We start from the raw sequence: 22,379 nt of genomic DNA, 5'->3' as shown, positions 1-22,379 counted from the left end.
ATTTACGCCTCCATCATAATTAATTGTGGATCGTTTAGTAAACGTTTCACTTGGTTCATTGCCATTTGAGCTGTAGCACCATCAACGATACGGTGATCAAAGCTTAATGATAATGCTATGACTGGTGCAATAACAATTTCACCGTCTTTAACAACTGGTTTTTCAGCAATACGTCCAATACCTAAGATACCTGCTTCTGGGTAGTTAATAACTGGTGTAAACCACTGTCCACCTGCAGAACCAATATTTGATATTGTAGATGATGCACCTTTCATTTCGTCTGGTGAAAGTTTACCATCTTTTGCTTTTTGACCTAATTCATTAATTTCTTGTGAAATTGCAAAGATTGATTTATGGTCAGCGTTTTTAACTACTGGCACAAGTAAACCTTTTTCAGTGTCTGCCGCAATACCGATATTATAGTAATGCTTGTGAATAATTTCTTGTGTATCATCATCAATAGATGCATTCAACATTGGATACATCTTCAATGCAGATACTAATGCTTTTACAACATATGGTAGATACGTTAATTTAATATCTTTTTCAGCTGCAATAGTTTTGAATTTCTTTCTATGTGCAACAAGTTCAGTAACATCAATTTCATCATGTAATGTAACATGAGGAGCTTTGTGTTTAGAATTAACCATTGCTTTTGCAATAGATTTACGAATTGCAGTCATCTTTTCACGCGTTTCAGGGAAGTTACCTTCTGGAACGGTTTGTTTGCTAGCTGCAGATGATTTCGCTTTTTTCTCATCTTTGATAACAGTTGAACCTTGATCAGATGATTTCGTTTCCGTAGTAGTTTCTGCTACTTGATCACCATTTAAGAAAGCATCAATATCTTCTTTTAGGATACGATCATTTTTACCAGATCCTGCTACACTAGAAATAGATACGTCATTATCACGAGCATATTTACGAACAGAAGGCATAGCAATTATACGACGGTCTTTATCTACTTCCTTAGAATTAGAGTTAGACTTTGGTGCTTGCTTTTCTGTTTTCTTTTCTTCTTTAGCAGGCTCTTCTGAAGTCGTTTCTCCTTCATATCCAACAGCATCAATCGTAATAATTGTTTGACCTACTGTTGCTACCGTTCCTTCATCAAAGTGTACTTCTTTTACAGTACCTTCTACTGGTGACGGTATTTCAACTACTGCTTTATCATTTTGCACTTCGCAAAGCACATCATCTTCTTTAAGTTCGTCTCCGGCTTTTACAAACCATTTAACAATTTCACCTTCGTGGATGCCCTCACCAATGTCTGGTAATTTAAATTCATATGCACCCTTATCTCCACTTGTAGTAGATTCAGATTGTGTTTCTTTAGTAGCTTCTTCAGCTTCTTCATTTCCACCTTGATCTTCATAACCTTCCGCATCAATGGTGATAATTGTTTGGCCTACTGTTGCTACCGTTCCTTCGTCAAAGTGTACTTCTTTTACAGTACCTTCTACTGGTGATGGTATTTCAACTACTGCTTTATCATTTTGCACTTCGCAAAGTACATCATCTTCTTTAAGTTCGTCTCCGGCTTTTACAAACCATTTAACGATTTCACCTTCATGGATTCCTTCACCAATATCTGGTAATTTAAATTCATATGCCATTCTTGTTACCTCCCATCAGTCTTTATTTTAAAAGTTCATTACTTTGTTTACTTTTTCAACAATATCTTCATAATTTGGCAACCATACTTCTTCAGCTTGCGTAAATGCATAAACTGTATCTGGTGCCGCTACACGTAAAATTGGTGCTTCTAAATGTAAGATTGCACGTTCTTGTATTTCAGTAACGATGTGTGATGCCATACCAGCTTGACGCTGTGCTTCTTGAACAACAACAACACGATTTGTTTTCTTAACTGACTCAATAATTGTTTCCATATCTAAAGGCATAACAGTACGTAGATCAATTACTTCCGCTTGGATGCCGTTTTTCTCTAACTCTTCAGCAGCTTTTAAAGAAGCTTGAACCATTGCTCCATATGCTACTAATGTTACATCTGTACCTTCACGTTTAACATTAGCTTTACCAAGTTCAACAGTATACTCTTCTTCTGGAACCTCTTCACGGAATGAACGATATAGTTTCATATGCTCTAAATATACAACTGGGTCATTGTCGCGAATTGCAGAAATTAATAATCCTTTTGCATCGTATGGATTTGAAGGGATTACTACTTTCATACCTGGTTGTTGTGCAATTAAACCTTCTAACGAATCTGCGTGCAATTCAGGTGTGTGCACACCGCCACCAAATGGTGCGCGAATTGTGATTGGTGCATTCATTGTGTTACCAGTACGATAACGTAAACGAGCCATTTGACCATTAATTGCATCCATTGCTTCATAAACAAAGCCAAAGAATTGAATCTCAGGTACAGGACGGTAACCTTGTGTTGCTAAACCGATTGAAATACCTGCAATTGCAGATTCTGCTAGAGGAGTATCGAATACACGCTCTTCACCGAATTCATCTTGTAGTCCTTCAGTAGCACGGAATACACCGCCGTTTTGACCAACGTCTTCTCCAAATACTAATACGTTTTCATCATTTTTTAATTCTGTGCGCAATGCATCAGTTATTGCTTGAATCATCGTCATTTGAGCCATGATTTACTTCGACTCCTTTGCTTTATATTCTTCCATTTGCTCTTCTAAGTGTGCAGGAAGTTTTTCATACATATTTGAGATTAAGTCTGTTACTTTTTGTTTTGGTTGTTCGTCAGCTTTTTTAATTGCTGCTTTAATTTCTTCTTTTGCTCTTTCAGTTACTTCATTTTCTTGTTCTTCAGACCATAAACCTTTACCTTCTAGGTATTTACGGAAACGAACGATTGGGTCTTTTTTCTCCCATTCCGTATTAAGTTCATCCGTACGGTAACGTGTCGGATCATCACCAGCCATTGTGTGTGCACCATAACGGTATGTTAGAGTTTCAATTAATGTTGGACCTTCACCATTTACTGCTCGTTCACGAGCATCTTTAGTTGCAGCATAAACAGCTAATACGTCCATACCATCTACTTGAATACCTTCAATACCAGCAGCAACAGCTTTCTGAGCTAATGTTTTAGCAGCTGTTTGTTTATCAACAGGTACTGAGATAGCAAAACGGTTATTTTGAACAACAAAGATTGCAGGAGCTTTAAATGCACCAGCAAAGTTCATTCCTTCATAGAAATCACCTTGTGAAGTACCACCATCACCAGTATAAGTAATAGCTATGTTCTTTTTACCACGCTTCTTCATACCCATAGCAACTCCTGCTGCTTGTGTATATTGCGCACCAATAATAATTTGTGGGCTTAACGCGTTTACACCTTCAGGCATTTGGTTACCATGATAATGGCCTCTTGAGAATAAAAATGCTTGATAAAGTGGAAGTCCTTGCCAGATCAATTGCGGTACATCGCGATATGCTGGTAAGATAAAGTCTTCTTGTTCTAAAGCAAACTGCGTTCCTAACTGAGAAGCCTCTTGTCCTGCAGTTGGTGCGTAAAATCCAAGACGTCCTTGACGATTCAAGGCGATTGAACGTTGGTCCAAAATTCTCGTATAAACCATTCTAGTCATTAATTCTTTTAATTCATCATCTGAAAGTTCTGGCATATCTTTCTCATTAACTACTTCGCCTTCTTCATTCAGAATTTGAAACGTTTGAAATTCATTTTCAGCATTTTCAAGTGTACGTTTCAAAGTAATCACCTCTTCCTTTCTATTCCTTCAATTTTTTCTGCACTATTCCTATATAGAGTGTACAGATACTGAACATAATTGTACTTGTTTATACAATACCCTATAGTAACTTTTTTTAATCTAAAATTATTTCTATGTAGAAAACTGTTACATAGCTATTACGTATCATGATTAGTACAATTTAGATTCTTTTATAAGTTTAGCTCATTCTATTACCATGGTCAAACACTTTGATTCGTTTTATTTAATTTTTTTAAACTTAAAAGTATAAAAATAGACAGATTAAGACACTGTAACAGTATTACCGTAAAGTAGCTGTTTCATTTTTTTCGTTTAACTGTATTACTATTTTTTCAATAGAAATTATAAAAACAAAAAAACTTCCCAAAATTGAGAAGTTTTTTTGTTTACTCATATGTTACGTTTAAGTCAGTAGATTCGTAAAATGTCTTCTTACTTTCATTAAACGCATCTGTTGTTTCACTAAACGTATTATTTGCTTCAATTACTTTCTCGTACTGCGCATTTACTTTATCGATTTGCTCTGTTACTGCATCTTCTTCTAGCTCTTCTTGTTTCAATAATTCATATAATGCTTGATCATTCTCTAATGATACAACATATGTATCATGTAAGTTTATGTATGCTTGATATCTTTCTTCCATTATTTCATACATTTCATTAGCGTTTGTTTGGACAGTCTCATCTTCTATGTCAGATATTAACGGTTCAATTTTATCAAACTCTTCCTTACTTGCATCAATACTCTCTTTCTCAGCAACAAGTAATTCTTTTCTTTCTTCAATTGATTGTAATGCTTCATCAGCGAGTGAAATGATTTGTTCCATATCATCCATTCCTAATGTTGTAATTTCTTGATAGATTGCTTGTTCTTGTTCCTCTAGTTCATTTAACGGCTGTTGTTGGGAAACAAATTCGTTCTCTAGTTCCACCGCTTCCTCTAAATGTCCATACATTTCTTCTGTCGTGGATTCACCAGAACATGCTGCTAATAATGAGATACTTACTAAACCTATAAGTAAAACCTTTAATTTCAAAATGCTGCCTCCTTAATCTTGATGCCTTTTATTATATTTTTTGACATTTATGAAAATATTATAACATAACGTTTTACATTTCTTATACTATTTTAGAAAAGTTCTCATATCTTTTGCAAAAATAATATAATATCATTATATTTAATAGTTATGTTACACTATGTAACAGTAAAAACACCGATAAGGAGAGTGAACCAGTTGATTACCATGGATGATATTGTGCGTGAAGGTAATCCTATTTTGGAAGAAGTTGCAAAAGAAGTAGCATTACCGGCAACCGAGCAAGATAGCGCGACACTGCACGAAATGTTAGATTTTCTTAAAAATAGTCAAGATCAAGAGATCGCTGAAAAATATCAATTAAGACCTGGTGTCGGAATAGCCGCACCACAAATTGGTCTATCTAAAAGAATGATTGCCATTCATTTTGAGGATTTTGATGGCAATTTCTATAGTGAGGGTTTATTCAATCCGAAAATTGTTAGTCATTCTGTCGAGAAAACTTTTTTATCAAGCGGTGAAGGTTGTTTGTCCGTCGATCGAGAAGTCCAAGGCTATGTTCCTAGATATGCACGTATCACAGTAAAAGCTATTAACTTAGCCGGCGATCCAATTAAACTGAGATTACGTGGTTATGCCGCTGTTGTCCTACAGCATGAAATTGACCATTTAAATGGCATTATGTTTTATGACTATATTAATGAGAACAACCCTTTCTTAAAACCAGATAATGCAAAAGCCTGTGATGTAGAATAACTTGTTTTTTTAATATATACACACTCCTTTCGTATAAGATTAGCTATTCAAGCAAAAAATAACTACTAATTACACCATTATTTCATAATTTTTGTAATAGTTTAGTACGTTTCTGTTTCCAAACGAGCAATTCCGTACTATACTAGTAATAGAGGGATTGGATCGGTCGGACGTTTATGCTTTTCTTTAACTAATCGAAAGGAGCTGTACAGTCAAATGTTAAAGCGACTGAGAGAAAAGCTTAGAAAACGATGGAAGAAGTTATTAGGTCAAAATCGAGTTCCAAATGCTTTCAAAGAATAACTGTCGGTAAGTAAAGCATTCCAATACATCAGGTACAATGAATTCATTAGGAAAATTGCTATTTAAATATAAGCAATATAAAAATAAAAAAGAAGAAGAATGAAGGAGAGATCGAATGATTTTCAAAGTATTATATCAAGAAATTCACAATGAAATTCCTGTAAGGGAAAGAACGACAAGTCTCTATTATGAAGCAGAATCTGAGAGACAAGTAAGAGAAGAGTTAGCGACTCGCAAAATTAATATCGAATTTATCCAGCCATTAAACGGTGCTCATTTAGAATATGAAAAACTTTCTGAGCATTTCGAAGTGGAGAATAGATAAATTATGAAATTCGTAAAAAATGATCAATCAGCAGTCTTTTCACTAGGTGGACTTGGTGAAATCGGTAAAAACACATACGGCATTCAGTTTCAGGATGAAATAATATTAATCGACGCTGGAATTAAGTTTCCTGAAGATGAATTGCTAGGAATTGACTATGTCATTCCTGATTACACTTACCTCGTGCAAAATCAAGATAAAATTAAGGGCTTATTCGTTACGCATGGTCACGAAGACCACATCGGAGGAATCCCTTACTTATTAAGAGAAATTAACATACCAATTTATGCTGGTAAACTTGCACTAGGGTTAATTAAAAATAAATTAGATGAACATGGTCTTTTAAGAAATGCAAAGCTTCATGCATTTGAAGAAGACGATATAATCAAATTCAGAAAAACATCTGTAACATTTTTCAGAACAACGCATAGTATACCTGATTCTTATGGAATTGTAGTAAAAACACCACCAGGTAATATTGTACACACTGGTGACTTTAAATTTGATTTTACACCTGTTGGGGAACCTGCAAACATAGCTAAAATGGCTGAGGTTGGTAAAGAAGGCGTACTTTGCTTATTGTCTGACAGTACAAATAGTGAAGTTCCTGGATTTACAATGTCTGAACGAGTAGTTGGAGATAGTATTAATGATATCTTTACTCGTGTTGACGGTCGCATCATATTTGCTACATTTGCATCAAATATATACAGACTACAGCAAATGATTGAAGGTGCTGTAAAACACAATCGTAAAGTAGCTATCTTCGGAAGAAGTATGGAATCATCGATAGCAATTGGCAGAGAACTTGGTTATATAAATGCACCTGATGAAGCATTTATTGAATCACATCAAATTAATCGATTACCTGCCAATGAAGTGACTATTCTTTGTACAGGCTCACAAGGTGAACCAATGGCAGCTCTTTCAAGAATCGCTAAAGGAACACACCGACAAATCCAGACAATTCCTGGTGATACAGTCGTATTTTCTTCTTCTCCAATCCCTGGAAATACGGTTAGTATCAATAGAATGATTAATATGCTTTCACACGCTGGAGCAGATGTTATCCATGGTCCATTGAATGATATTCATACATCCGGACATGGTGGACAGGAAGAACAAAAGCTAATGCTAAGATTATTACGTCCTAAGTTTTTCATGCCTATTCACGGTGAATATCGTATGTTAAAGGAACACGCAAAACATGCAGTTGCATGTGATGTTGAACCAAATAACTGTTTTATTATGGACATTGGTGATGTTTTAGCACTAGGTAAAGAAAAAGCTGCAGTTGCAGGTAAGATTCCTTCTGGTTCTGTTTATGTTGATGGAAGCGGTATTGGTGATATTGGTAATATAGTATTACGTGATCGCCGAATTCTTTCAGAAGAAGGTCTTGTAATTGTTGTAGTTAGTATCAATATGAAGGAATTTAAAATTGCTTCTGGACCTGACATTATTTCAAGAGGTTTTGTCTATATGAGAGAGTCAGAAGACTTAATCAATGAGGCACAAAAAATTGTTTCTACTCACCTAGATAAAGTGATGGAAAGAAAAACGACACAATGGTCAGAAATCAAAAATGAAATAACAGATACAATCGCACCATTCTTATTTGAAAAAACCAAACGTCGTCCAATGATTCTACCAATTATTATGGAAGTATAATAAAAGTAGCGTTAAACGATAAGAAAACAAAGAAAAAAACCGTCTATGCACGGTTTTTTTCTTTGTTTATTTATTCATCATCAACTACTAAGTGTTTTTCAAAACGAGATATGTCTTTATCTGCCCCTATTACTATTAAGATATCTCCATTCTCAATAATTTCCGATGCCATTGGCGAGACATTGATATCATTCGTCTTTTCTTGCTTAATTGCGACAATATTGCACCCATAATTAGCTCGTACATCTAACTCTACTAAAGTTTTACCGATCATCTTTGTACCAGCCTTTACCTCGACAATGCTATGATCATCTGATAATTCTAAATGGTCCAAGATGTTGTTAGAGATAATACTATGCGCAATTCTCTTTCCCATATCTCTTTCGGGGTGAACAACTTGATCCGCACCAATTTTCTTTAGTACTTTTTCATGGTAATCATTTTGTGCTTTTACCGTTATTTTTTTTATACCTAATTCTTTTAGCATTAACGTTGTTAAGATGCTCGCTTGAATATTATCTCCTATTGCCACAATTACATGATCAATATTGCGAACGCCTAATTCTTTTAACACTTTTTCATCAGTTGAATCAGCGATTACTGCGTGTGACGCAATATCTTTAAATTCATTCACTTTATCTTCTTGGGTATCAATTGCTAATACGTCCATGCCTTCTTCACTTAATTCTCGACATATACTACCGCCAAAACGGCCTAACCCTATAACTGCAAACTCTCTTTTCATGACTTTTCCTCCTCGTACACCTTACTGAGCATAGTTTATCATATTTATAAGAGATAAAGCGTATCATTTTTAAAAAATAGCTTATTTCTAAAAGATTTGTTGCTATTAACAATATCTTATATATTGAAACCTAACGTGCTTAACGATAAGGTATTACTCTACATTAACAGCCCGAAATCATTATTTAAGTCTCGGTAAACTTGAGAAATCTTGCAATACAAAGTTGAAGTTGACTTTCGTACTCTAATCTCGTAATCATCACGGCGATTCATCTGACGCACTTGATATAAACTGCGACGGTGATTCTTTACCTGACTCATCACGTTAGCAAATAGTTTCGATGAGACAATTAATAGCAATCGTCAGTGTTTTCTTACCCGCTTCGTCAGCAAATGGATTCCTTCGCTTGATAGGTGTTAAGAGTAATACCTCGTCTGCTGGTCATATTATGCTGATTGATTGTAGCGTAGGACAGTCGACTCCTGCGGGAAAAGCAACAGCTGAAAATCCCACAGGAAGCGCTTTTTGCTTCCGAGGAAGTTGAAGCGTTGGGTCTGCGATTACTCGACCCATCGAAAAGACTTGCCCGCGGAAAGCGACTGTCCGAAGTGGAAATCAACATGGCAGTTTACGTCGAAGTTGATGGAAATTCCGTTGGATAGGTTGTTGCTGCGTCAACATATGGAACTCCAACAATTGCAATTCAATAAGAAGTGCCTAAAGAAAGCGTTGTGTTAGAACGAGTTAAGGATGGCAAGGAATATAGCAGATACACTCTAAAATTATAACAGTCAAAGAATAGGTATTATTTTTTGGTAAAAAAGTTTAGTTATTACTTTTAAATTCTGTTAACAAAGTTAAAAACACTAAAGTTTTACGAAAAAGAGGCTGGGACATAACTAGCCAAAATAACGAAAAAGATTCCGATCATCTTAGGAAGATGGTCGGAATCTTTTTTTGTTGGATTATTTTCAGGATTTGTTGGACCATGCGCATGCTTAGCCGTGTACTTTCTCAAGTTCACCGCCATGAATGCAAATCCTAATTCATTTTCCACTTTCTTCTTGCCTCTTACTGACATACGAGTGAAACGCAAATTAGCCTTCAAAAATCCGAAGACTGGTTCTACATCTATTTTTCGTTTGCCATAGATTTTACCGGTTTCTTTTTCTGAAAGCTGCTGTTTTGTGTATGCTTTTTGTTGTTCCCATTTTTCATTATAATAAATTTTTCGATTATTTCCTTCCTTTGCTTTTGTACAGTGGGAACGCAACGGACAATCCGAACAGTCTTCACATTCATAGACTTTAAAGGATCGGGTGAAGTTATCTTTACCTGTTCGATTAGATAGATACTGGAAAGCCACTTTTTTATCATTTGGACAACGGAAAGAATCACTCGCTTCATCATACGCCCAGTTCATTGTGTTAAAAGGGTCTTGCTTATATTTCTTTGTCTTCTCTTTTCGATACATATTGTAGGTAATCAGCGGGATGCGCTCCCGATTAATGCGGACATCTTCATAATTCTGTTCACTTCCATACCCTGCATCAGCTACGATATATGTGGGAAGTTCAAAGAAGCTTTCCTCGATTTTATCTAGAAAAGGAGTGAATGTGCGTACATCAGTTGGATTGGGAAATACGTCATATGCGAGTGTATATTGTCCTTCGGTCGCAATTTGTACATTGTAACCTGCTTTTAATTGGCCATTATTCATATAATCGTCTTTCATGCGCATAAAGGTGGCATCATGGTCTGTCTTTGAATAACTATTGCGCGCTTCAAATATAAGCCTATCCTTTTCGTATTTTTGTTTGCGTGCTACGTAATCTTTAAACTGTTTGCGGTATTTTTTTGGTGTTTTCCTTGCAGAGCGAAGCTGCTTCCGTTTGCTGACATCTTTACTTTCTTCGATCTGTTTGTCGTATCCTTCAACGGTCTTCTCTAGTTTCTCAACTACTTTTTCGAGTTCTTTAGTGGATAGTTCTTCCGTACTTTCGCGTTCTATTTCTGGAATAATTTCGTTTGCCAATAATTCATCGTACAGTTGATTTGATTTCTCCACCAAATTCGCACTGTATTTTTCAATCGCTTTTCGCCAAACAAACGTAAATTTATTGGCATTTGCTTCTATTTTGGTGCCATCAATAAAGATCGCTTCCTGGTCAATCAGCTCTTCTTTCACCAGTTGGCATCGAAATTGTACAAAACATTGGCGTAACAGTTCTTGTACTTCTTCATTGACTCGAAAACGGTTAATCGTGCGATAGCTTGGCTCATAGCCTTGCGCTAACCACATCATACGGACACTATCTTTCAGCAATCCTTCAATTTTTCTCCCAGAGAAAACAGATTGCGTGTAAGCACATAAAATAACCTTCATCATCATTCGCGGATGATAAGCAGGACAACCTGTTTCATGTAAGAAAAAAGAAAATGCTTTATCTGGTATTTGGTCTACTAAGTCATGGATCGTATAGGCAATATCATTTTCTTGCAATTTCATTTCAAAATCTAACGGCAAAATTACTTGATTCATGTTATAATCTTTAAACATAAGGATACCTCCGATTGTTATTGTGTGGTACTTTAATTTTATCAGAAGGTATCCTTTTTTACTTACTAAAATTTTCGATTTTATAAAAAAGTTGCATCTTCCAACTACCGTTGGAAGATGCAACTTTTTATTGTTTATCTGAGTTTTGTCCCAGCCTCTTTATTTATAGATTTTATAATGCGTCTAACATTTCAAATTGTGATTTAACTAAACCAAAATATTCACCTTGTTTTTGCATTAATTCGGAATGATTACCTTGTTCTAAAATCCTTCCGTTTTCTAACACAATAATATTATCCGCTTCTCGAATTGTTGACAAACGGTGGGCGATCATAATAGCGGTACGCCCATGTAATAACTTCTTAAGCGCATGTTGGATACGCACTTCTGTTTCTGTGTCAATACTTGCTGTTGCTTCATCTAAAATCAATATTCGTGGATTAGCTAATAAGGCTCTAGCAAACGATAGCAATTGTCTCTCACCTGCAGATAGAATGTTCCCTCTCTCTTCTACTTCAGTTTGATATCCTTCTGATAAACCTAAAATAAAATCATTGGCTCCTACCACTTTTGCGGCATCGATCACTTCTTCATCTGTCGCATTTGGTCTTCCAAAACGTATGTTTTCCATAATAGAACCAGAAAAAATAAATGTATCTTGTAAAACAACACTAATATTATCTCGTAAATTACCAACTTTCATATCTTTTAAGTCATTTCCATCTATTTTAACTATACCTTTTGTTGGATCATAAAAACGACTAATCAAGTTTGCAATGGTTGATTTACCAGAACCAGTATGCCCTACAAGTGCTACTGTTTGACCGACTTTCATTTCTAATGAAATTTCATGTAATGCAACCCGATCATCATCATAAGAGAATTCAACATGATCAAATTCAATATGCCCTTTCATGTCAGTAAATTCTTTTGCGTCTGGTTTTTCAAAGACATTAGGCTGTTCATCTAAAAACTCAAAAATACGTTCAGATGATGCCATCGCAACTAATAATTGATTATATATTTGACCAAGACGAGAAATTGGTTCCCAAAACATACCTAAGAAAATGGCGAAGGATACAAAGTCACCAATCTCAATCGTACCAGTAATAATTAAATGTGCACCAAATGAAATTAAAATAACAGTTCCAATTGCATTACTCATCTCTACAAAAGGGCCAAAATAAGCACTCTTTTTCATCGCGATTCGTTCAACTTCATAATTATCTTCATTCACACCATTAAAGTACTCTGTGTTTTCCTTTTCTTGTGAAAAGGATTGTGTAATACGTATACCTTGCATACTTTCATTTAAATGTGAATTTAAACGGGACTTCTGTATACGCACCTCTTGCCATGACTTACGGATATTTCTTCTTAATTTAGTAGAGATATAGAACATGATTGGCAAGATGACTAAGACAGCTAATGTAAGCTGCGGGCTTAATACAAATAAAATCACGATTATACCTACTAACATAAAGACATCCATCAATAAGTTAATTATTCCGTTGGTAAACAGTTCTTGTAATGAATTTACATCATTTAGGATGCGAACCAAAATCGATCCAGCTGAACGTTTATCAAAAAAGTTATGAGATAAACGTTGTACGTGTGAAAACAATTGTTTACGGAGATCATGAATAACGTTTTGTCCTAATACATTGACCCATTTAATTCTAAAATGGTTTCCAATATAACTAATCACATACAAAATCGAGATTAGAATAACTAAATAGGTTAACAGTGTTGGATCTTGATTAGCTATCGCTACATCAATTACTACTTTACCTATTAATATTGGGACTGCTAGACGAATCATTGTCGTGATAAACATTGCTATAATAGCACCTGGTAGTAACGATTTCGTATACGGTTTTATATAGAATAATAATCGTGTCATTTGTTTCCAATTAAACGGTTTTTCCACAGCTTGATCAAGTGGATAATAGAACCGCTTTAAATGTGGACTTTGTTGTTTTACTTTTTCTTGTTTTGCCAAAGTTATCCCCCCTTTTTATTTAACTGTATTCATAATCGCTTGTTTATCTTGATATTGAATGTCATATATTCGTTGGTATGGTCCAGCATTATCTAATAACTGGTCATGTGTTCCTCGTTCAACAATTTCGCCATTTTCTAAAACAAGAATTTCATCTGCATGTTTCAATGAAGATATCCTGTGGGCAATAATGAATGTTGTTCTACCTTTCATAACTTCGTTTAGCGCTTTTTGAATCCTAAATTCAGTTTCCATATCTACAGCAGACGTTGCATCATCCAAAATAAGAATACTTGGATCAATTAAAATCGCCCTAGCTATTGCAATACGCTGTTTCTGACCACCAGATAACCCCATCCCTCTTTCTCCAAGCATCGTTTCATAACCATTGGGCATTTCCATTATAAATGAATGTGCCTGCGCACGTTTAGCCGCTGCAATAATATCATCTATACTTGCTGTTGGATTACCGTATGCTATGTTATCTCTAATCGATGTAGAGAATAAGAACGACTCTTGTAAGACAAATCCAATATGTTTGCGTAATGACTTGATATTATAGTCGCTTGAAGGTTTATTATCAATTAAGACGTTACCTGCTTGTGGTTCGTAAAAACGTGTCATTAATTGGGTGATACTCGTTTTTCCAGAACCTGTTGCACCGATAAGTCCAATCACTTTTCCAGGTGGTGCATCAAATGAGATATTTTTCAGTGCTACTTCATCACCTTCCACATATTTAAATGTGACATTTTCAAACGTCACATGACCTTTTATTGTATCTGGAATAAGTGCATGATCTTTTTCTTGCACATCCTCTTCAGCTTCCAATATTTCTAACAACCTTTCTCCTGATGCTTTTGCTTGAGAAAATTGGTTAACGATAAAGCCTAATTGCATTAATGGTCCTAAAATGTAGTTTACTAGGCTAAAGAAAGCGATTAGTTTACCTATTGAAAGGTTACCATCAATCACTAAATATCCTCCGAAAATCAGTAAGGCAACCATACAAATGTTACCAATTAACTCCATGAACGGGAAATATTTAGCCCAAATATTTGATGTTTTAATATTCTTTGCTCTGTATTCCTGGTTATTGACAGTAAATCGTTCTATTTCAAAATCCTCTTTTGATAGAGATTTAACTGTATTAATTCCACTCACGTTTTCCTGAATACGCGTATTTAAACGACCTAATGATTTACGGATGGCACGAAAAGCTGGGTGTACCTTCTTATCAAATTTATATACAACCACAGCCAAGAATGGCATGGCCGCCATTGTTACAAGTGCTAATGGAATCGAATAGTAAAACATAACAGATAAACTAATTACAATTAACAATATAATGCGGATTAGTTCCTTTAATCCAGCAGCAAGGAAGAATTTAAAACCTTCTACATCCATTGTGAGGCGTGACATTAAGTCACCTGTTCGTGCATTGTCATAATAAGTAAATGAAAGACGCTGTAACTTTGTATACAAACCATCTCGCAATCTATAAACAGAAGAGACACCGAATAGATCTCCTAAGTATTGTTGTATGAAATTTGCTATCCCTTTAATAATCATCACAAGGATAAATCCACCCGCTAAATAAGGTATAAGACCATATTGTTCCTCAAGAACAACATTATCAATCGTTATCTGTAATATAATTGGGTAAAGTACTGTGATTCCTGTTACGATAACAACAAAAAATAAAGACATAAGAAAGTACTTTTTAAATGGCATATAATATTGCTGTAACTTTTTAAACGTTTCCAATGTATTTTCCCTCCTCTTTTTCTTTTTTCGTAATTATAAATATATCGGTTTCCGAAATAAATTACCACCCTTTTGCATTATTTCTTTTAAAAAACTAAAAAATCAGTCTTAAGACTGAAATGCTTTATTCCAATCGAAAATAAAAGATCCTTTGTATGCATTATTTCACACAAAGGATCCTTTAACAGCTATTTCTATTTCTCTGTCGTTCCTAACACACGATTCACACGTTTACGGAGCATTTTCATTCCCCCACCACCAGCTTGAAAATGGCGGAGGTTGCCTTCGTCATCGAAAACATAATATGCTGGTACATATTTATTCTCAAAGGCATCTGTTAGTACATGTTTATTGTCCACAAAAATCGGCTGCGTAATATCGTGTTCTGCAGCAACTTCTTTAATTTGCTCTAAATCTAAATCTTTTTCAGAACGTGGTATATGGACAGCGACGACATTAAGGTCGTCTTTATACTCATCACGAAATTCATTAACATTTGGCATTGCTTCTTTACATAAACCACAACTAACTGACCAAAAGTGAAACAGCGTTGGTTTATTGCCAATAAGATCGTCCTTTTTAAATTCTCCATTCAACCACTCGGTTGCACCATCTAATTCTGGCATTGGTGTTCTTAATCTCATTTAACATAACCCTTTCTGTGCACCCATTATTAATAAAACAAATTTTTTTATAGTGTCTCTTGACCTGGCTTCCAATTAGCTGGACATAAGCCACCAGTTTGTAATGCTTGAAGCACACGTAATGTTTCATCAACATCCCGCCCTATATTATTATGGTTTACGACTTGATATTGCAACTCACCTTCTGGATTAATAATAAACAATCCACGAAGTGCTACACCTTCCTCTTCTACTAATACACCGTACTCTCCTGAAACCTTATGATTCGTATCAGCTGCTAATGGATAAGCAAGATCTCCTAGCCCATTAGCATCGCGTGGTGTATTAATCCAAGCTAAATGTGTATGCACAGTATCAGTTGATACGCCAATTACTTCTGCATCTAAATCTTCAAATTCATCATAACGGTCAGATAACGCAGTAATTTCTGTTGGACAAACATGTGTAAAGTCCATTGGATAAAAGAATAACACTGTCCATTTATCCTCTTTCATAATCGCTTCTAAAGATATCTTTTTAAATTCTTTATTTGCCAGTACTGCTTCCATTTCAAAACGAGGAGCCTGTTTTGCAACCATACGTTCAGCCATACTAATCCCTCCAACTATATATTTTGTTAATATTTTCACATACTTTATTTAAGTATAAAGATCAGAAAAAAATTAGTCAATAATAATGAAAATTTAAAATTATCATCCTAGTCTAGTAACAGCTTTAACAAAAATACAAATTGCTATGCTTAAATTTTGTCGAAAAAGGGTATTATTTGATTATTACTGTATATTTCTTTATTCTGTAATAGTTAAATAAGAAAGGAGAATTCATGATGAACATGTTTGGCATTGATTTCAGTGCATTTAATACTACCTATCCACTAATTGCTAGTGCATTAAAAATCCTATTTTTATTCATTGCTTTTGCAATTGCCGCACCAATAGGTCGAAAGGTTATTGCTAGCACCCTAGAAAAAGCAGGTAAGAGAGAGAATATATCACCAGCTCGAACTAAAACATTAGAAAAGCTTATACAAAATGTTTATACATACATTTTACTATTTGTATTCATTGCAATGTTATTCGGTATATTTGGTCTTGATCTAGCTCCATTAATTGCGGGTGCAGGTATAATTGGCCTTGCAATTGGTTTTGGTGCTCAGGGTCTCGTAAGTGATATTGTAACTGGTTTTTTTATTTTACTAGAAAAGCAAATTGAAGTAGACGAATATGTATCGACAGCAGGATACAGTGGTATTGTTGAAGAGGTAGGCTTACGTACAACTAAAATTAGAAGTTTTGATGGTACGTTAAACTTTATTCCAAACAGACAATTAGAGGGAATTAGTAATCATTCTCGTGGCACCATGCGAGCCTTAGTTGATATTGGCATAAGTTACGATGACAATATTGACCATGCGATGAGTGTTCTTCAAAGTATTTGTGATGAGTTTCAACAGGACGCACGTTTTGTTGAAGGTCCAGACGTACTAGGAGTTCAAAGCTTCGGTTCATCTGATGTTGTTTTACGTCTCTTAGGTAGAACTGAAAATATGGAGCAATTTGCTGCAGAGAGAGATATCAGAAAACGCATTAAGGAAGAGTTTGATAAAGCTGATATCGAAATTCCATTTCCACATCAAGTTAATATTACAAAAGATTCAAGTAAATAACGAAAAGCGGGTAAGCCATTATTTGGCACCCGCTTTTTTCTATTATGTCATTTTCTCATCAACTTGCTGACAAATCTCCTCAGCGTTCATACCGTGGGCATTAATTACAGAACCCGTATAATTCGTTGTTGCCATTCCCATTACATCTTTATCTTGGCCTGATATAACACAACACCCACAATCCCCTAAGTCTTCCTCTTGCTTTAATTCAATAACCTCATAGCCTTTATCTTGCAAAGCCCCTTTTACATCTGATAATGTACCTTCAACACCTACACGTTTCACACTATCTGCCTCCAATTCTGTTTTCAAAAGGTAGTTTGTGCGAAAGAACAGCTATTTATACAAAAAAAGAGGATTATAGTTGACGTAAAGTAGCTTCAACTACTTCTATTCCAGTTACTAGTGCATCTTCATTTGGATTTAGTTTACTATGATGCAACCCAAAAGGTGAGCTAACACCTAACCAAAACATAAATCCTGGAATATCACGTAAGAAGTAACCAAAGTCTTCTCCTGTCATAGCAGGATTAGCTTCCTTCCAAATTGCCGAAGTATCGGAAATTATTTGTTTGAATTTATCAACATATCTTTCCGTATTATAAACTTGATAATAATTAGATCCATAATCTATCGAAATTTCACAATGATGGCTTCGTTCAAAACCTTTTGCCATTTCTTCAATTGCTTGCTTAATCTCTGCAATTATACTAGCATTGGCTGTTCGAATTGTACCTTCTAATCTAGCATTTTCAGCAATAACATTCTGTACCGTACCACTCGTTATTTTTCCAACTGTAACAACAGCACTTTCTAAAGGATCTAATCTCCTTGCTACTATTTGCTGTAATTGTGAAACAAAATTACTAGCAGCAACCACCATGTCATTTGTTAAATGTGGATATGCTGCATGTCCTCCCTTACCTTTAAAGTCAATAAACAGTTCACTCGTGTTTGCAAATAAAAGTCCTGATCGAGTAGAAACTGTCCCTACAGGTAATTCTGGCGCAATATGTAATGCGGTTATAATATCTGGATAGAAAGACTGAAAAATTTCTGATTCAAGCATTGGTAGCGCGCCACCTGGTCCCTCTTCTGCAGGTTGAAAAATTAGCACAATGTCATTTTCGGGAGGTTTATTTACTAATTCCGTTAAAACACCAAATGCAATCGTCATATGCAAATCATGGCCGCACGCATGCATCTTCCCCTCATGGTGAGATGAAAATGATAATCCAGTTTCTTCCTTAATCGGTAAACCGTCTATGTCTGTTCGATATGCGATTGTTTTAACGGATTTCGTTCCTTTTACTTTAACTAGTATTCCTGTTTTCCAAGTTTCTATTATCAAAGAATCTTGCGGTAATGATTTTATCTTTTCTAGCAAATAAGACTGTGTTTTAAATTCTTGAAAACCTAATTCAGGAATTTGATGTAATTCCCTTCTAATATTTCGTAATTTTTCACGTTCCATTACGTTCACCCCTCGTTCTTCTATTACTAAATGATGTAAAAAAAAGTAGGAGAGTATACTCACCTACTTTTTACTAGTCGTTTATTCTTCGTCTAATTTACGAAGTGCTTGCATAATTTCTGTTTTAGATTTCGTTTTATCATCAATCTTTTTAATCATTTTAGCAGGGGTTCCAGCTACTACTGTATTCGGTTCAACATCAGATACTACAATAGCTCCTGCTGCAACAACCGCGCCTTCTCCAATTGTTACACCTTCAAGAACAACTGCATTTGCACCAATTAAAACGCCATCCTCCACTACAACAGGTTTCGCTGATGGTGGTTCAATAACACCAGCTAAGACAGCTCCAGCACCGATGTGGCAATTCTTTCCTACAGTTGCGCGGCCACCTAAGGTAGCATTCATGTCAATCATTGTTCCTTCTCCAATAACAGAACCAATATTAATACTAGCACCCATCATGATAACGGCACCGTCACCAATTTCAACCTGATCACGAATGATAGCTCCTGGCTCAATACGTGCGTTAATGCCTTTTAAATCTAACAGTGGAATAGCTGAATTTCTTCGATCATTTTCTATTACATAGTCAACGATTTGATCTTTATATGTATGCAAAGCTTCTTTAATTACTTTCCATTCCCCAAACAAAACACCTGTTTCGTCTTGTACAAACGCTTGAATTTCATTTGAAAACTCAATTTTGTTTAATTTTGTACCTTTCACATAAACTTTAACTGGTGTTGCCTTTTTACTATTCGAAATAAATGAAATTATTTCATTTGCATCCATCTTCTTCATTTTTCTACCTCCAACATAATTTTTCTTTACTTTATCAGATAGCATATGTAGCTGACAAGTATTAATCATTTCAAGTTCGAATACAGGTCAACTACAATGATTTCTCTGTAAACTACTTTATTACTTATCGTCTATTACTTTTGTAAATAGCGGTTTGTTCACGTGAATGTACTTATTCAACTGCTTCAATATCGCTCTTCTAGTTAAGATACCGTCAAAAAACCCCTCTTCGTCTACTACACAAACAAAAGGATGATCGATTACAGCTTTTAAACAATTTAAAAAATTATCTTGTTTTTTTACACATGGAATTTCTTGATTCATCACTTCTTGTACTTCAACTTCAGATAATCTTTCCATTTCAAAACGCTCTAAACCTAGAATATGATTTAAAATGAGGTTTTTTCCAATTGTTCCTTTAAACTTGTAAGAGGTATCTAAAACTGGTACAGCGGAATATCCTGATTTAACTAATATTAATAACGCATGTTCTAATGGATTATTCAATTGTACGTGTGCTACTTTTTCTGATGAGATCATCAAAGACTCAGCAGTAATATCTAATAACGGTAGTTGTTTAACAGTATTCATTTTATCCACTCCCTTTAACGAGCAGTTGAAAGAATATGTTCACGTTAAAAATTAACATACAAGTACAGTTTACCATAAATAAAATAAGGAGACCAATTGATTTCATACTGCCTACTCATTCAGTAACTAAAATAAAAATTATTTTGATTAGTAGATATAGTTTTTTTGTTAAGAAAATGTTAAAATAGTTGACAAATAGGAATCTACTAAACAAAGTAGACATAGAAAGGAGGTACAGTAGTGAAGAAAGAGAAGTCTACGAATATTGAAGAAATTGCTAAAGCTCTATTCATTATCAATCGCCACGCAAAAACAGCTTTAAATCCTAGTGACTTATATAACTTGAAAAAGAAAACAATTACAAAGTTATTGGAAAATAAAAACGCAGAAAAAATCGGTCTTCATTTTTCAGACCGCCCCAAATTAAGTCGTCAACATTCTACTCTACTAGTAAAGGTAGGAAGCTATTATTTCCACATTCCTCCAAATAAACAAGATTTCAAAGAAGTAGAACATTTGGGTAATATTGATCAAAATTATCGAAATCCGAAAACAAAGTTGTCTCTCACCCAAGCAAAAAAAGTATTATATGGTTTTTTAGAAATACCCTACCCTGTGGAAGAAAAAACCTGCTCAGCCTATTATACACCTTCCTCATTGGGTCGTTGGAACCAATCATATTTCAAAAATAGAAGAGAGAGATAACATACATAAGCGGCATATGTTAATTAGAATTTGACTTGTGCTGCTTAAAATAAAAAACTGCTCTATTTGTTAACACCGTAATGCCTAAGATAACCCCTAAAGCAATGATGTCAAATAATATATAATGTAACATAGAAAAATTAAACGCCATACTCCCCTGCCTTATTCCAAGATATAGATACGAAAACAGCATAACATTGATAAAGAGAAGAATCGTTACAATATACGTTAACAAGAACTTCCACTTTAATTCCATTAATAGTTTTAATGAAGGATGCAAAATTAGATACAATACTACGATACAAACTAAACCTATTAAAAAATCCACTTGTTGTTCTTGTAACCCAAAAGATGTCAATTGGCTTTTTTTGAACCAACTAAACCCAATACTATAAACGATAAGAAACATTGTTTGCACTAGCATATTCCCCTTTCTAGTAAAGAAAGTTGTTAATAAAGAAGCCCATTTCAATAAGAGCCTCCGTATAACTTCTACTATGACTATTACAAACTAGTTTTTCCTACTCAACATTCATTTATACTTATGTAAGAAGAATTTTTGTTATTGGTTCAAAAAAATTTGTAGTTTTCCTCCTAATTGTTTCGCTTCCTCATATCCTTGATTGTATAGAGCATCTAACTTTTGCATGTTCCTTTCAATTCTACTAACTACTAACGGTAATTTAGGTCGAATAATAAAAATCTCTTGCTTTTTCTCCAATTCGTGTAACAAATCTATTGTTTGGTTATATTTCTCATGACGTTTTAACAATGCAGTTACTAATCCGGGATACGCTTTATATTTTCTTTGAACTAAGCGTTTGAATTTCATTTCCTTTTTAACATAACCTTCATTCCTTGTTAGTACGACTACATGTTTCTGATTTCCAGCTTCAATAGATTGCATAATTGGTATTGGGTCACTTATACCACCATCCATTAATTCTAGCCCGTTATGCGAAATACTAGAAGCAATGAAAGGAAGTGAACTTGATGCTCGTACAATTTTTAATAACTCCTTCTTATTCTCAAAACTATCATAATAAACTGGTTTGCCAGAATAAATATCTGTTGCTCCTATGACAAGCTTCGTCGTTTGCTTATTAAAAGCCTCATAATCATATGGAACTAATTGATTAGGGACAGTGTCAAAGATAAAGTCCATTCCAAATAGTTGTCTTTTGGTTAGTAAGCGTTTGTATGAAATATATTCAGGATGGCTGGCATATTTAACAAATACTTCATAATTTCGATCTCTCTGATTAGAAAGATAGGAGGTTGCTACACAAGCGCCAGCTGATGTACCAACTACATATGGAAACTGCAATTCCGCATCATGAAAAAAAGCAAGCACACCAGCGGTATATGCTCCCCTCATTCCGCCACCTTCTAATATTAAACCTGTTTGACCCAATGCATGCATCTCCTTTTCTATTGACTAGTTACAAAGTTTCGATATATTGTATATCACATCATTATACAATAAACTGGTAATTTAGTTAAATCATTTGATTCCAATTCTAATATTAGGAAAAGCAAATAGCCTTTGCTAGACTGCAAAAGCTATTTGCTAAAGTTAGTTTTTTTGAAATAAACATAGA

Annotated in this window: 21 protein-coding genes; 5 read left to right on the top strand and 16 right to left on the bottom strand. The window is 34.8% G+C overall.

Annotated elements, in window-relative coordinates; all coding sequences use genetic code 11:
- Positions 1-2: 2 nt before the first annotated feature.
- The 4 genes from DM447_RS08005 to DM447_RS07990 all read right to left on the bottom strand — a co-directional run bounded on the left by DM447_RS08005 (position 3) and on the right by DM447_RS07990 (position 4,765).
- Positions 3-1,616, bottom strand: a complete 1,614-nt coding sequence (locus tag DM447_RS08005; RefSeq protein WP_112180719.1) for a dihydrolipoyllysine-residue acetyltransferase — start codon at positions 1,614-1,616, stop codon at positions 3-5.
- A 27-nt stretch (positions 1,617-1,643) separates the two neighbouring features.
- A complete protein-coding gene (locus DM447_RS08000; RefSeq protein WP_112180718.1) occupies positions 1,644-2,621 on the bottom strand; it encodes an alpha-ketoacid dehydrogenase subunit beta in 978 nt (325 codons plus the stop codon).
- A gap of 3 nt (positions 2,622-2,624) precedes the next feature.
- Positions 2,625-3,707, bottom strand: coding sequence for a pyruvate dehydrogenase (acetyl-transferring) E1 component subunit alpha (gene pdhA / locus DM447_RS07995; protein ID WP_112180717.1), 1,083 nt, complete (start codon positions 3,705-3,707; stop codon positions 2,625-2,627).
- Between the two features lie 407 nt (positions 3,708-4,114).
- Positions 4,115-4,765 carry a YkyA family protein gene (locus DM447_RS07990; protein ID WP_112180716.1) on the bottom strand — a complete coding sequence of 217 codons (651 nt, stop codon included), beginning with the start codon at positions 4,763-4,765 and terminating at the stop codon, positions 4,115-4,117.
- Positions 4,766-4,963: 198 nt separating this feature from the next.
- Here DM447_RS07990 and def point away from each other — a divergent pair, with 198 nt between their 5' ends.
- From def to rnjA, 3 genes are all read left to right on the top strand, one after another.
- Positions 4,964-5,521, top strand: a complete 558-nt coding sequence (gene def, locus DM447_RS07985; RefSeq protein ID WP_112180715.1) for a peptide deformylase — start codon at positions 4,964-4,966, stop codon at positions 5,519-5,521.
- 418 nt (positions 5,522-5,939) lie between these two features.
- Complete coding sequence (locus tag DM447_RS07980) at positions 5,940-6,149, top strand: DNA-dependent RNA polymerase subunit epsilon (protein WP_112180714.1); 210 nt, start codon at positions 5,940-5,942, stop codon at positions 6,147-6,149.
- 3 nt (positions 6,150-6,152) lie between these two features.
- On the top strand, positions 6,153-7,820 hold the full coding sequence (gene rnjA / locus DM447_RS07975; protein WP_112180713.1) for a ribonuclease J1: 1,668 nt from the start codon (positions 6,153-6,155) through the stop codon (positions 7,818-7,820).
- A gap of 70 nt (positions 7,821-7,890) precedes the next feature.
- Here the strand turns inward: rnjA and DM447_RS07970 are convergent, their stop codons facing one another.
- From DM447_RS07970 to DM447_RS07945, 6 genes are all read right to left on the bottom strand, one after another.
- Positions 7,891-8,565 (bottom strand): potassium channel family protein, encoded by a 675-nt coding sequence (locus DM447_RS07970; protein WP_112180712.1) that lies wholly within the window; start codon positions 8,563-8,565, stop codon positions 7,891-7,893.
- An 874-nt stretch (positions 8,566-9,439) separates the two neighbouring features.
- The gene (locus DM447_RS07965) at positions 9,440-11,125 is read right to left on the bottom strand and encodes an IS1182 family transposase (RefSeq protein ID WP_112180711.1); all 1,686 of its coding nucleotides are present in this window, start codon (positions 11,123-11,125) and stop codon (positions 9,440-9,442) included.
- Between the two features lie 172 nt (positions 11,126-11,297).
- Entirely contained in the window at positions 11,298-13,127 is a 1,830-nt protein-coding gene (locus DM447_RS07960; RefSeq protein WP_112180710.1) for an ABC transporter ATP-binding protein, read from the bottom strand.
- Positions 13,128-13,142: 15 nt separating this feature from the next.
- The gene (locus DM447_RS07955) at positions 13,143-14,894 is read right to left on the bottom strand and encodes an ABC transporter ATP-binding protein (RefSeq protein ID WP_112180709.1); all 1,752 of its coding nucleotides are present in this window, start codon (positions 14,892-14,894) and stop codon (positions 13,143-13,145) included.
- Positions 14,895-15,088: 194 nt separating this feature from the next.
- Positions 15,089-15,538, bottom strand: coding sequence for a TlpA family protein disulfide reductase (locus DM447_RS07950; RefSeq protein ID WP_112180708.1), 450 nt, complete (start codon positions 15,536-15,538; stop codon positions 15,089-15,091).
- A gap of 47 nt (positions 15,539-15,585) precedes the next feature.
- A complete protein-coding gene (locus DM447_RS07945; RefSeq protein ID WP_112180707.1) occupies positions 15,586-16,128 on the bottom strand; it encodes a peroxiredoxin in 543 nt (180 codons plus the stop codon).
- A 236-nt stretch (positions 16,129-16,364) separates the two neighbouring features.
- Between DM447_RS07945 and DM447_RS07940 the strand changes: the two genes are divergently transcribed.
- Complete coding sequence (locus DM447_RS07940; protein WP_112180706.1) at positions 16,365-17,204, top strand: mechanosensitive ion channel family protein; 840 nt, start codon at positions 16,365-16,367, stop codon at positions 17,202-17,204.
- 42 nt (positions 17,205-17,246) lie between these two features.
- Here the strand turns inward: DM447_RS07940 and DM447_RS07935 are convergent, their stop codons facing one another.
- From DM447_RS07935 to cbpB, 4 genes are all read right to left on the bottom strand, one after another.
- Entirely contained in the window at positions 17,247-17,489 is a 243-nt protein-coding gene (locus DM447_RS07935; RefSeq protein WP_112180705.1) for a YkuS family protein, read from the bottom strand.
- Between the two features lie 73 nt (positions 17,490-17,562).
- Entirely contained in the window at positions 17,563-18,678 is a 1,116-nt protein-coding gene (locus tag DM447_RS07930) for an N-acetyldiaminopimelate deacetylase (protein WP_112180704.1), read from the bottom strand.
- A gap of 81 nt (positions 18,679-18,759) precedes the next feature.
- A complete protein-coding gene (dapD, locus tag DM447_RS07925) occupies positions 18,760-19,482 on the bottom strand; it encodes a 2,3,4,5-tetrahydropyridine-2,6-dicarboxylate N-acetyltransferase (RefSeq protein WP_112180703.1) in 723 nt (240 codons plus the stop codon).
- 120 nt (positions 19,483-19,602) lie between these two features.
- Positions 19,603-20,073, bottom strand: coding sequence for a cyclic-di-AMP-binding protein CbpB (gene cbpB, locus DM447_RS07920; RefSeq protein ID WP_112180702.1), 471 nt, complete (start codon positions 20,071-20,073; stop codon positions 19,603-19,605).
- Between the two features lie 240 nt (positions 20,074-20,313).
- Between cbpB and DM447_RS07915 the strand changes: the two genes are divergently transcribed.
- Positions 20,314-20,778 (top strand): YkyB family protein, encoded by a 465-nt coding sequence (locus tag DM447_RS07915; protein ID WP_112180701.1) that lies wholly within the window; start codon positions 20,314-20,316, stop codon positions 20,776-20,778.
- 19 nt (positions 20,779-20,797) lie between these two features.
- Here DM447_RS07915 and DM447_RS07910 read toward each other — a convergent pair whose 3' ends face one another.
- Together DM447_RS07910 and DM447_RS07905 are read right to left on the bottom strand one after the other, a co-directional pair.
- Positions 20,798-21,196 (bottom strand): hypothetical protein, encoded by a 399-nt coding sequence (locus DM447_RS07910; RefSeq protein WP_157967299.1) that lies wholly within the window; start codon positions 21,194-21,196, stop codon positions 20,798-20,800.
- 144 nt (positions 21,197-21,340) lie between these two features.
- Positions 21,341-22,201 carry a patatin-like phospholipase family protein gene (locus DM447_RS07905; protein WP_112180699.1) on the bottom strand — a complete coding sequence of 287 codons (861 nt, stop codon included), beginning with the start codon at positions 22,199-22,201 and terminating at the stop codon, positions 21,341-21,343.
- Positions 22,202-22,379: the final 178 nt, after the last annotated feature.

It is taken from the genome of Paraliobacillus zengyii (assembly GCF_003268595.1).
GTDB classification, from domain to species: Bacteria; Bacillota; Bacilli; order Bacillales; family Amphibacillaceae; genus Paraliobacillus_A; species Paraliobacillus_A zengyii.
The sequence above is the reverse complement of the archived record's forward strand: the minus strand, read 5'-3'. Positions and strand labels throughout refer to the sequence as shown.